The 12,591-nt window shown below is 52.3% G+C and carries 9 protein-coding genes and 1 tRNA gene; 4 read left to right on the top strand and 6 right to left on the bottom strand.

Features of this window, described 5'->3' with window-relative positions:
- The first annotated feature begins 54 nt into the window (after positions 1–54).
- From IE054_RS14240 to IE054_RS14230, 3 genes are all read left to right on the top strand, one after another.
- Entirely contained in the window at positions 55–1,887 is a 1,833-nt protein-coding gene (locus IE054_RS14240; protein WP_189407558.1) for a DUF294 nucleotidyltransferase-like domain-containing protein, read from the top strand.
- 6 nt (positions 1,888–1,893) lie between these two features.
- A complete protein-coding gene (locus IE054_RS14235) occupies positions 1,894–2,574 on the top strand; it encodes a 3'-5' exonuclease (RefSeq protein ID WP_189407556.1) in 681 nt (226 codons plus the stop codon).
- An 81-nt stretch (positions 2,575–2,655) separates the two neighbouring features.
- Positions 2,656–2,742, top strand: a tRNA-Leu gene (locus tag IE054_RS14230).
- 63 nt (positions 2,743–2,805) lie between these two features.
- Here the strand turns inward: IE054_RS14230 and IE054_RS14225 are convergent.
- The 5 genes from IE054_RS14225 to IE054_RS14205 form a co-directional block, all read right to left on the bottom strand.
- On the bottom strand, positions 2,806–7,596 hold the full coding sequence (locus tag IE054_RS14225; RefSeq protein ID WP_189407554.1) for a hypothetical protein: 4,791 nt from the start codon (positions 7,594–7,596) through the stop codon (positions 2,806–2,808).
- Positions 7,597–7,601: 5 nt separating this feature from the next.
- Positions 7,602–8,603: an AAA family ATPase gene (locus IE054_RS14220; RefSeq protein ID WP_189407553.1), complete on the bottom strand. Its 1,002-nt coding sequence runs from the start codon at positions 8,601–8,603 to the stop codon at positions 7,602–7,604.
- Positions 8,604–8,622: 19 nt separating this feature from the next.
- Positions 8,623–9,642, bottom strand: coding sequence for a hypothetical protein (locus IE054_RS14215; protein ID WP_189407551.1), 1,020 nt, complete (start codon positions 9,640–9,642; stop codon positions 8,623–8,625).
- A 15-nt stretch (positions 9,643–9,657) separates the two neighbouring features.
- Entirely contained in the window at positions 9,658–10,008 is a 351-nt protein-coding gene (locus IE054_RS14210; protein WP_189407549.1) for a hypothetical protein, read from the bottom strand.
- Between the two features lie 198 nt (positions 10,009–10,206).
- On the bottom strand, positions 10,207–10,656 hold the full coding sequence (locus IE054_RS14205) for a hypothetical protein (protein WP_189407547.1): 450 nt from the start codon (positions 10,654–10,656) through the stop codon (positions 10,207–10,209).
- A gap of 256 nt (positions 10,657–10,912) precedes the next feature.
- Between IE054_RS14205 and IE054_RS14200 the strand changes: the two genes are divergently transcribed.
- Positions 10,913–11,650: a hypothetical protein gene (locus IE054_RS14200; protein WP_189407545.1), complete on the top strand. Its 738-nt coding sequence runs from the start codon at positions 10,913–10,915 to the stop codon at positions 11,648–11,650.
- Here IE054_RS14200 and IE054_RS14195 read toward each other — a convergent pair.
- Positions 11,647–12,582 (bottom strand): GGDEF domain-containing response regulator, encoded by a 936-nt coding sequence (locus tag IE054_RS14195; protein ID WP_189407543.1) that lies wholly within the window; start codon positions 12,580–12,582, stop codon positions 11,647–11,649. The two genes, IE054_RS14200 and IE054_RS14195, sit on opposite strands and share 4 nt — an antisense overlap.
- Between the last annotated feature and the right edge of the window lie 9 nt (positions 12,583–12,591).

Here is a 12,591-nt window from a genome sequence, read left to right as displayed (position 1 = left end):
ATATGCCGGCGCTCTGACGGTGTGTTCCCAAAGCCCAGGCCAGGAGAAATGACCATGTCAGCCATGGCGCAACAGGTGAAGGATTTTCTGACGGTCTCTGCCCCTTTCGACAGCCTGAGTGACGATCAGCAGCAGAAGCTCTGCAAAGGCGCATCGCTGCTGTATCTCACGCAGGACAATATCAGTGACGTAACCGGCGCGCATAAAGGCCGGGTATTTCTGATTCAGAATGGTCAGTTCTCTGTTAAAGACAGCAGTGACAGTGAACGCCATTTAAGTGAGGGCGATTTTTTCGGGTATCCCGCGGTTATGGACAACACTCGTTATCCGTTGACGGTGAGCGTCGATAAGCCCGGCCTGGTATTCAGTTTCACGGCTGAGGCATTTGCACACACCTTATCGATACCCGACGTCAACGCGTTTTTCGAGAACAGCCGGCAAAACGCGTTGCAGAATCAGGCGCTCGCAGCGTCGAATTCCATGTGGCTGTACAAAGCGCTGGCTGATGTCATTGATAATGCGCCGGTCACGGCAATTGAAAGCACCTCTATTCAGCAGGCCGCGAGTGTGATGACTGAGCAGCGGGTATCATCGTTGCTTATCACCAGCGACAACAAACTGAGCGGCATTGTCACCGATCGCGACCTGCGCTCGCGGGTGGTGGCCAGCGGTATTGATGTCGACCTGCCAGTTTCTGAGATTATGACGGCAAATCCTGCCAGAATTGCGAATAACCGCACCATGTTCGATGCCATGGCACTGATGAGCGAAAAGAACATTCACCACTTACCAGTAGTGGATCGCGTCAGCCGCGAGCCTATTGGTATGCTGACGGCCTCAGATATTATCCGACACCAGCGCGGCAACGTTTTATTTATTATTGGCGAGCTTGCCAAAGCCGAGAGTCTGTACGAACTGACCCGCCTGTCGTGGCAGTTACCACACTATTTTGCTGCCCATGCTAAACGGGCGGGTGATTTTGACATCGCCGGTAAAGTATTGTCGCAGGCCACGGACATTATGACCCGCAAACTCATTCGCTTTTATCAGCGTGATCATGGTGACGCGCCAATGGGCTACTGCTGGCTGGTGTATGGTTCGCAGGCCAGAGAAGACCAGACGATGGGGTCGGATCAGGACAATGGCCTGCTACTTGAGCGCAAGCCGGATGAGGCGCAGGCTGCCTGGTTTGCCGACATGGCCGATTATGTCTGTCAGGGGCTGGGCAAATGCGGCATAAAACTGTGTGACGGCAATATAATGGCAAGCAATCCGGATTTACGACTAGCACTGGATGACGCCATTGAAGAGGCGCGTGGGTGGGTGAATGCGCCTACCAGTGAGGCCATTATGCACTTTAATATTTTTCTTGATGTGCGGGGCGTCGCAGGTGATCTTGGGTTATTCCGGCAGTTACAGCAAGCCAGGGCGCCGCTGCTGAAACAGAAGATGTTTCTGGCTGCGCTGGCACGTCATAATAATGAAGTGCCCGTACCGCTTTCTATGTTCCAGAAGTTTGTGTACCAAAAAGGCCACAGTAAAAAAGACTGTATTGACTTAAAAGTGCATGCCATCGCCATTATCAACAATATTATTCGTATTTACGCCCTTGCTAATGAAGTGATGGTGCCATCGACACCTGCCCGGCTGGCTAACATGCCTGCTAACTCTGGCCTGTCGACCCGTGACGGACAAAACCTGAGGGATATCTGGCTGTTTCTGAACCGACTGCGCTGGCGGCATCAGCTAACCCAGAATGTGACCGACAATCTGGTCTCGGTCAGTGAGTTGTCGTCCATAGAAAAACATCAGCTAAAAGCGGCGTTTAAAGCCATTGAGCGTTCGCAGCAGGCGGCCGTGATGGCCTTCTCCGGTGGCATGGGGTAGTTACGAGTGTTATCGCTACTCACACGCTGGTTATTAGGTTCGCCGCCAACGCCGCCACACTGGCAAGGCGTGCCTGTTTCGGATATTTCGTTTCTGGCTATCGATCTGGAGCTGACTTCGCTGGATGTGACCACATCGCAAATCACGTCGGCAGGCTGGGTATCGGGCAGGGCAGGGGACATCGATCTGGACAGTGCTTATTATCAGGTGGTGAAAACCAGTAGTTCGCTGGAACAAAGCCCGGTTATTCACGGTTTAACCGCAGACACGGTGGCGCAGGGCTGTCATGTCAGCGACGTGCTTGATGCACTCATGCCCTTCGCCGGCACGCACATCTGGGTATTTCACAATGCCCGACTGGATACCGGTGTGCTGGATAAAGCGCTGCGTGAAAATGGACGCAGTCTGGACAACATAGTGGTGCTGGATACGCTAAAGTACGCGGTTTATCAGCTGGAAAAACAGCATCAGGTGCTTCCGCCCAACAGCGCAACGCTTACCGTTTGTCGTCAGCGCCTGGGACTGCCTCTGGCCCCGGCGCACAATGCCCTGGATGACGCACTGGCAACCCTGCAGTTATGGTTTGCGCAGTACTATACGTACAATGGTGGGACAAAAAACGTCACGATTGATGACTTTTTATCCATTCACGTGGCAAAGTGCAAAAAAATGGGAAAAAAGTCATAAGGTAGCGTTGACAAATGTGCCGACTCCGCGTAAATTTCGCTCCCACAACGCGGCAGGCAGTATCAACAGCCAGCCCTTGTTGCCCAGGTGGTGAAATTGGTAGACACGCTAGCTTCAGGTGCTAGTGACCTCACGGTCGTGGCGGTTCAAGTCCGCCCCTGGGCACCATTTTAAAATACTTTCCAGTGACTTAAAAAGACGGTCTAGATTCTGACTTTTGAACTGTCAGGGTCACAGTACCTGCTTAACCAATTGATCTAAAGCATCGAATGTTATCAAAACCATTAGCATAACGATCAGCACAGTCCGAATTATACCCACATAGCGATCTGCCAGTCTGAGTGTGCTGGTTTGCGCGGCGGCATCCGGCGATGAAGCTTTGGGCATGCCGTGCTTTATGTCGATGTTGCCAAATGGCCAGCAGAGAAAAAGCATTGTATCAAAGAGCATCAGCCCCCACCGGTATGCAGCCGGGACTTCAGTAAAGTACATGGGGGGTGTTGGCGACGCCGCCACGGGCTCAGGCGCGAGTTTGTCCATATACGGCTCATCCTGTATGGGCACCCGATGATGACTAAATCGAAGTCCAAGTAGCAAAAAGGCAGCGGCTGCGGACAACACGAACAGGACGTGAGCAATATTAACCCGGTGCAGTGGAATGCTTACTATGGTAAAGGCAAACAGAAGAGCAATGGTTGCCCACCGCCAATACCCTTTAAACAGGAAGGCGGCGCAACCAAAACTCAGCATAATAAGTAACGTGCTAAACGCATTGAAATAGCCTATGTCAGCCTCGGCAAGCGCACTGCTCTGGCTTGGTGAGCTTTCTCCGCCACTGGACTGGAGCAACAATAATGACTCAAACATAAACACCGCGATGACCGCACTCAGCCAGATTGTTTGCAAAACACGAGGGCTTTTGCCCATCAGTCGCGCGCGGACAAGCGCGCCAGTGCTGTACAGGATCCCAAGCAATACGATGGCGGCCGGCACAGAAATGTCATACCTCTGTACGTAAAGGAAGAGGCTGTCGGTGAGTTCAACTCCGAAATCAGGGAAGAGCAAACTCAACTGACAGGTTAGGGCGGTAGCGCCGAGTAGAATGCCGGCCAGGTGAGGTTTGATTGCTGTCATGCCCAGTAACACGGCGATAAACGGTATGACAAACTCATCAGAAAAGCCAATGCCCAGCGCTGCGACGTCTGAAGCTTCGAGCCACAGGGTGGGTGAAAGTGGTAGGAAAAGTAGTAGCAGCAGAACCATGGCTTCGCCGGGGTAACGCTCGGTCAGCAGTCTGGCAAGGGCATCGGGCTGTCGAATCCAGTGGTAGAAAATTAAGCCAATCAGCAAGTAAAAGAGCGACAGGTTGGCAGTGATCTGGCCATCCAGGTTTCCGTCGTATAACCAGAAATCCACGGTAATAAGCGAGAGCAGGATCAACGTGCCTATAACTCTGGGAGACAGCTGCTTGCCCTTACTGGCCCACCAGGGCAGCAGCAACAGCAGCAATACGCCCATGTCGAAGGTAAACGGGGTCATATGAAAGGACAGCGACAGCAGCGCTACAAGCATGTAATCGGCAAGACGCAGATTGCTGGTCGCGGTGGATGGAATGGGCTGCGGGCGTGCCAGTTGATACAGCCAGCCTCGCAGTGCGACCAGCAGCAACAGCAAGGTCAGACTTTGCGCAAACGCTGCTCTGAACAGATACACGGCGGTGACGTCACTGTTTGCCTCCAATACCATCTGTATGCCGTACACCACACCGAAATACAAAAGCAGCACCAGCGCAGTATGCAAGGGGTGTTTGACAAACATCAGGGCCGGCAGGCTGGTGTTGTGTACAAATTTCGGTCCCAGCAACCACGCCGTCAGCATTAAGCTGTAAAACAGCCACTGCATCTGGCCGTAATCGTCAAACTGGATATCGGCATCATACAGTTGCAGTAATTGTGCGGTGGCATCAAACGCAATCAGCAGTAACAAGGCAAATAAAAATGCGGGCCAGTTGAGGCAAAACGAGCTGATGGGTGAGGCCTTATGGGCCTGCAGCCGGGCCGACACATTAAGCGCGACCAACATAAATCCCAGAGCCGCGCAAAGTTGCGTGATCACCACCGACAGCGCAATATCAGTCAAATCGCCTATTTCTGTACTGATGCTATCTGCCAGCATCACCGCAGGCTCGGCGATCAGTTGCGTGAGACTGTAACCCAGACCGTCAGAAATGGCTCTGGCGGCAACCGAGATAATACTGATACTGACCGCCAGGCGTAGCGGGTGCAATTGGTAGCGTTTGAGGTAACGATTGCAAGCGGTCAGCACAAAGGTCATCAGCAGCATTACGCCAATGCCCCATAAGGTATATTTTTCCAGCCACACAGGCAGACCGGAATTGCCTGCGTCACTGACATAATATCCCTGCTCAATCAAATTCCAGCCTAACAATCCGATCCCGCCGGCGATGACGAGCCTTAACATGGAGAGCGGTTTGAGCATGTCACTTATTTGCAGGCTGTTGCAATAACTTACCTGCATAAAGCGATGAGAGACGAAGCGCCTTGGCGTGTGAAGTGAAAGCAGGTAAAACACCACGACCATGCTCAGCAAGGTTGTCAGGCAGACGGTTTCAGGATCCGCGAATCCTATAGTTGTTGCCACCACCTCAATGCTTTCCACCTCCGAAGGCGGTGTATTCTGTTGATAGGAGGTAGGGGCCTGCTTTGCGAGGGTATTGACGGGGGCGGGCTCATCCGCTAATCCGGCAATGAAGTGGAGTGACTGAAAAAGTGCAGGAAGAAGCGTCATACCCAGCAACAGTGCCGTGGCGTAACGGACACGCACAGAGCGCAGGCCAACCGGCGAGGCAAAGCGTTCAAGGAGTTTATTGTGTCCCATGACTGCCCGTGACCACTGCACCAGCAGAAAGATAAAGCCACTGATGGAAATCAGCAGGCCAGTGGGTTGGATCACAAAGTCGAACAATTCAGTATCTATGGCGTCAGCCACAATGCGTGAGTAGCGATTAAACTGGCTGAGAATCCATATCAGCGCAACACCCAACAGTGAAACAGTGACAGGCCAGATCGTATCGCGATAGCGGACTGGTATTTTGGGCGGCGTTGGCTGTAACAGGCGTGACACTTTATGGGGGAGCTGATAGTCAGTTTTTTGTGGTGTTTTGCCATTTAAAAAATTAATCAGCAGTCCATCTTTGAGTGGATTGTCGGGCTTAAGCCGCCCCAGCTTGTCGTGCAGGAAGTCTTTCTTTTCCGGCGTCACCGGCACACCCAGGGTCACCGATTCGCTGGTGTCAGGGGTATGCAGGGCATTAACCAGTAAGGTCTCTATGCACTGCCGCAAGGTGTCACAGATGTGTGGGGAGAGAGCACTGATAAGCCTGATGCGCAGGTAATTGGGAATAATGCCTTGCTTGAACCAGGGCAAATTGGCCAGCTGGAAGTACGTATCTTCATTGAGCTGGTGCTCATTGCGTGATTGCGCCAGCCAATGGCCGAGGAACGACGTAATGTCCCAGACCAGCGTAGGGAAGATGGCACAGGCGCACAGCCAGACGTAGCCTGTTTCGCCCAAATACAGTTTTAACTGTTCAATCAGGCGCTCCACATCCTGTTCAGAGCGTGCGTCTGAAAGTAACCACTCACTCTCATTTTTTATCAGATCTGCAGGGAATGGGTTCATGCGTACCGACGGAACCCGGTGTACGCTGGTGTGCTCGCCTTCAGGCAGTGAAAGGTTTTCAAGTACCGTGGCCAGCATCTCCAGTCCCTGCTTGTGACCCGGCACCAACAGGAATCCGGCAGACATCAGCGCAGACTCTGTCACGCCCCAGGGGGGCGATACCCGAGGTGTCACAATGCAGCGACACGTCCAGTCTCCGAACACCCGGGTGACCCAGTCTTTCACTTTGCCGGTGTAAGTGTGGATCAAGGTGTCACCGGAGCTCAGAATGAGCAGTCGCGCGTCCCTGTGACGAGACAACAACGTGGTAAGCGACAGTCTTTCTTGTGTGCCCTGCTCGGCGCAGCAGTAGCGTGGATCGGAAAAATAATAGTAGGCGTCAACGATGGCACCGTCTGTGGAGAGGCTATCTATCAGTTCATCAAACAGGTTGGTGACGTGAGCTCCCGAGTCGTCTGCGTCGACCAGCACTAGGTATTCAGGTGACAATTGTCGTGTCAGGTATTGTGGCTGTGTGAAACCTATGTTCTGAGAGGCGAGCAACGTTGTGCGTTCGGCGTCCAGTTCCTTGGTTTCAATAAGCCGGTGACGACGGAACTTAGCGGTACTGCGCCGGAATTGTCTGTCCCGGTAAAGTCGTGATAAAAAGCGCTCAACAGACAGCTGTGAAAACTCAAAACTGGCGTCCATTTCACCACTGTTAAGAAACGCCTGAAAGCGCTTCTCTTTGTTGCGCAAAAGCCAGATACCCAAAGCCAGCGCTATTGCGAGCATAGCCTCGAACAGATGGCTTACCAGCGGCGAAGTCTGGAACGTAGAGGTGGCATTTGGCCTGGTTTCAATTGGCCGCTCAGAGGGAGACTGCGTGGCGGGCTCATTCGCGGCGGGCATATCTACGCCGGTTTCCATACTCAGCCACAACGCCATTGCGATGCCGATAAGCGCAGTGATGACGGCAACAATAAGGCCTCTGTTGGCGGTAGACCTTGCGCTGCTTCTGCTACTCGATGCTGGCTGAACGTCTGCGCTGGGATTGATTGCCTGTGGCGAGGCGGACCCGATGGCGATTGACCGTTGTTGTGCCTGCCATTCGTCGAAATACACCTTGAACAAGCGCTGCTCTTTTGCCGACCGGCAAACAATGGGCGCGAGCACCGATGCCCAGTCTGAAATAGCGGGTGCCTGCTCAGACTGGGCCTGCAGATTCAGCAGTTGCATCGCCGACAGATAGTGCCGGGGATCCACTGCGAACTTTTTCGAGTTACGCAAAACATCAAAAAATGCGTAAATGTCGTCAATCGTCATCGACGGCGATGGCATCTGTGTCACCCCGTGGTATTAAGCCAGTCAGCGATCAGTTGCTCTTTTCGGCCATGAGGAAACCGGTTTTTTAGCAGCGTGCTCATTTTTGCCATGATCAAATCCTTCTGCGTACGTAAGCCCTGCCTGGCATCGGCAAAGGGGCTCAATACTTCAACAAATTCAATGATCTCGGACAATCCGGGCTTTTTATCCAGGTCCGGACTGGCGCGCAAATGCCGTAATAAGCTGGCCGCATCCTCCAGCAGTTGAGGATGAACATTATCGTCGTCACTGAACCGGGAGAGCAGAATTTGCATCAGGGTGTCCGGTTCAGGAAACTCTATGTTGTAGAAAATGCAGCGGCGTAAGAAGGCGTCCGGCAACACTTTCTCTGAATTGCTGGTAATCACGATAATGGGCCTGTACGCGGGGTTGGCGGCTATTTCTGTGTTGTCTATCTCGGGCACCTTAAAATACATATGCTCAATCTCATTGAGCAGGTCGTTAGGCACATCTCTGGGTGCTTTGTCGATCTCATCAATAAGCACCACCGAGCGGCGCTGCTCACCAATGTGCATGTCTTTTGGAATAAGGGCCTGTGGTACCTTATCTGCTGCCACTAAAAGCGCTTTGCCAAGGCCGGTATAGGCAATGAACCGGGAGGGCGTCGGTGGTGTGTCGCTCACAGTACGTGAGTTAAACCAGCCAATGTGGTCGAAGGTGTAAAACAACTCTCTGGCGGTGGTCGTGGACTTGATTTCTACTTTGAGATCGGTGTCCTCACAGCCCAGTTCAAAGGCGATATTGCTGGCCAAGGTTGATTTACCGGTGCCAGGCTCCCCCGTAAGCAGAAGGGGCTGTCCAAGCGCCAGAGCAACATTGACCGCGTCAATCAGTCCGGGCTGCGCGATGTAGCCCTGTGGCCTGGTAAAATCTTTGCGTTTGGGAAGGTTTTTCCAGCCCTGCTTCGAGGGCGTTGGAGAGTTGCCTTTAAAATACCGGTTGAAGCGTGCTGAGTCAGTCATGGGGTCGCGGGGTTCCTTGTCATTTGCCGACATCAAAAATGTGTTCACTTACGCATCGTTCAATTACATCCTCAGCCTTTACCATTGGCAGCGGCTGGGTCGCTTGTTCGCGTTCGATGTTTTCCAAAAGCTTTTGCTCATCTACTTCGATGCCCAGGTTTTTACTCGTATACTGAAGGCGGGTACGTACCCAGTTGGTGAGTTCGCCGAGCGTCAGTGCATCTAACCTGCCCAAATACAAATTGGGTCGTGCGGCCCAGTCAACCTCATCAAGCTCATGGTCATTGGGCACGACGGGCAAGGCAGGGTGTTGTTGCAGGTACTGCGCTATCATGTCCGACGCGCTGCTTTTTGAGTCCGGCGTCGTTTTGACGATAAGCACGACCAGACATAGCTGGCCCGGGTTGAGCGGTTGCGCAGCCTGCCACTGGCTAAGCCAGCTTTCAAAAATACTTTGAAACTCATTATCCAGACTGCTTGGCTCGACATTGATGCGTACTAAAATATGCTGCTCGCGGTACCGAATAGCCTGGATAAGGGGGGCAAGTGAATGGCATGGCGTGTTTTCGGCGGCTTTGCGCGACGTGCCGGCAAACAGCCCGGACAAAAAGCCGCGCCGCTTCTCAGGAAGCTTGCACCTCACCTGTTTACCAATGGCATTGAATAGGTTAAGCAGGCGATGAGGAGCTGCTACCGGTGGGCCGGGCCAGTCTACCGACAGATCAAACAGGTGCATGTCGTCTTCGCCGATCAAAAAGTCCAGCTCATTTTTGATGCCTTTAACCAGATTTATTGGAGAATCGTTATCGGATGCAAGCAGCGTCAATACCAGTGGCGCGCTGGTGCGCTTTGCCGCCCGGGTGCTGACCCAGGCCTCCACCAGACCGCGAATCTGCTCCCGGTCGATGGAATATTTCAACTGCAGTATCTTATGACTTAACGCATTACTCCGCGGTGTTGTGTTGTCTTCATGATAATTGCCATATACCTGAATGACCTGATTCACATCCCGCTTGAAGATAGTGGTGTTGTCCGACATCCGTGTCTCCGGTATTTAAAACAAGGTGGCAGCAAATGCCGCAAAGGTACCCAGCGCCTTGCCTATTTTTGTCAGCCCATCGCTGGCGCCTGCCGCGGTTGTGATTGACTGGGCTATTGCATTCAGACGCGATTGAATGTTGTTGCCGGAAGTCGCTCCTGACCCTGCCGTGTTTTGTACTTCCTGGATCGCCTGTGCTGCTTCCTGGGCATGAGGAGATTCTGCTGCGTGAGCACTCAAAGCGGCTTTGAATTTATCAAGCTCTGCTCTGAATTGATCCGGCGACTGTGGGGGGTGGACGACAACATTTCCTTCAACCTGGATCACCTGTCCGACGTTTCCGTGAAATTGGTTGTTAAATGCCATTTCCCTGTTCCTCGCTGTAAAACCGCACAAAAGTTATTGGTTGTTTATTTTTTAATCATAACAGCAATTTGCAGTTTGAGTAGAAAAATGTCGCAGTTGAATAAAAGTGAAGCATTTCGGAGGCTTACGACGACAGATAGAGAGGGGCGTTGAGTAAGGTCAAACAAGTGGTAAGGGGGCGAAGCGTCCCCAACACATTTATTTATCAGAAACCGCAGCTTCTATTCTATCGTTATCAATGTATTTCTGCAGGATGGCCATGCCAGCAGCAACTTCGGGACTGGCAAACATTTCCTGGCCAGCAACCTGGCCAAGCACCTGAAACCCCTGTTGAATCGCAAACATGCCCTCGTACGTCACGGCCTCCTTGGTCTGAGTAAGGCAGGATTCTGTGAGCAAGCGCATGAACAAGTCACCTACCTGCTGATTGGCGATTTCGATCTGCTGGTCGGTAATCGAGGCAATTTCACTGACCGCCGGATGGGCTGACGCCGCCGTGAACATCCATTTCACCAGCGCCACTCTGTCCTCTTTGTTGGTAGAGCTGACCAGACATTTCGACAAGTCATTGGTGTAGATACCGGCTGTGGCGCTGGTGGAGGCGAGTACGATAGAAGCTGCTAGAAGCAGGCGTAAACTGAGACGCATAAAAAGTCCTTATGGGTGGTACTATTCCTCAGTTATGTTTATCACATCTTTTGCGGTCAGGACAGCAGCGACACGTCGCAGGTTAACGTTCGTTTTTGGGTCAGGTGCTGCGTTCATGTAAGTAGTTGAAGCCGGCATTTCACGTATCATACTCAACGCGTTTGTATTGATTTAACTAACATTAAATATGTGCAGGTGTGGTTAACATTTGGTCACTTGTCGGTATAGTTCGCACGACATTGATGAGGTAGCAACCATGCATATCAACACACGGCTTTCTGTTCAGGACACACTGCGCGCTTACAAAGAGCTGGTGAAGTTCTTCAAAACGTATCCTTTGGCCTTGTTACTGGCAATACTTGTTTATGGATTACTGGCGGTAGTGCCTGATGCGCTGTTCCCGATAAAAATGGCCGCGTATGCTGTGGCGATAACGATGCTGACCTGTGTCACAACGGCACTCTACCGCACTGGGGACTGGTCGCAGATACTGAGCGAACTTAAGTTTCAGCAGCGCCTGCTGCTGCCAGCGCTGATAATGATTATTGCGCTTAGCGTGACAGGCTTTATGGTGGCTGAGTACCTGATGCCATTATTACAGACGCCGTCAGAGGCTATGCCGGGTACCGGTGGTGGCACCTCATCAGGTGAGCAAACATCAGTGCTGATGCTGGCAACGCTCGCCGTGGGGCTGATCTGCGTTGCCCAGATTATGCCTTATGTGCTGGCGCATTTTTGTCTTGGTTTGTCATTGTCGAAACAGCAAGGCGAGCGAATCTGGGTGGCGCTGATGCTAAATGGTGTTATCTTACTGGCCTTTTCACCGTTTGCCCTTGCCATGCCACTGCTGATGATATTAGGCGTTCAGGCGGTCGAAGGCATTGTGCTGGCGAGCGCGCTGTACTGCTCGTTTTTGCTGTTTATTGTGTTCAACATTCAAAAAGCGACGCCTGTGGGGGAACAACGCTTCTCTGCTGCACAGGGCTCCTGTTAATTATCAGGCCGGTGCGCTGCAACAGCGTTGCGGCCCTTATCCTTGGCACGGTATAACTGTTCGTCTGCAAGCGCAATGGTGCTGTCACTGGACATTCTGGAACCTGACGTCATCGTTGCGACCCCAGCGCTCACTGTGACCCGCTGTAGGGCAACGGGTTTGTGGGGAATGGCCGCTTCATAAATGGTCTGGCGGAGATGGTCAGCGACGTGCACCGCGCCCTCATGGTCGGTCTCAGGCAGTACAACCAAAAACTCCTCACCGCCCAGCCTGATTAGTTTGTCAAGTGGCCTGGACAGTGACCCTTTGGCGAGTAGTGCTACGTCTCGTAAACATTTATCGCCCTGCTGATGGCCATAATGATCGTTGTATTGTTTGAAGTGATCAATATCAAACAACACAAATGAAACAGGAGACTGTGTGCGCTTCGCATGCCGCTCGACGGCAGGCAGGTGGTCTTCGTAATAGTGACGGCTGTAGGCACCTGTCAGACGGTCAATGTAGATCAGCTTTTCAAGCAGTTCGGTTTTAACCACGTTGCTAAGGTGTGTCCGGACGCGGTTCCAGAGGGTGGTAGCGTTGATGGGTTTAGGAATAAAGTCAACACAGCCGCAGGCCCAGCAGTTACACTGATCCTCATCAGACACAGATGCTGTGACAAAAATCACGGGAATGTGTCGCAATGCTTCATCGTCGTTCAGGTTTTTACATGCATCAAATCCGGTGACGCCGGGCATATCGACGTCCATCAGAATCAGATCAGGACGATGCTTATGACATTCCTCAACAATATTGTTGGCGGTGCTAAGGCTTGAGCATATTACTTCATTGCAGAGCACTTCTTCGGTAACGAGTCTGCTGGTGTCCTGATCATCCACAATCAAAACATGACATTGCTTAAACGGCCGGGGCTGCAGATTTTCTGCGGACATCGCGGACTC

This window comes from Alteromonas halophila (genome assembly GCF_014651815.1).
In the GTDB taxonomy this organism is placed as follows: domain Bacteria; phylum Pseudomonadota; class Gammaproteobacteria; order Enterobacterales; family Alteromonadaceae; genus Alteromonas; species Alteromonas halophila.
Note: the sequence above shows the minus strand (reverse complement) of the source record. Positions and strands in the feature narration are given on the sequence as shown.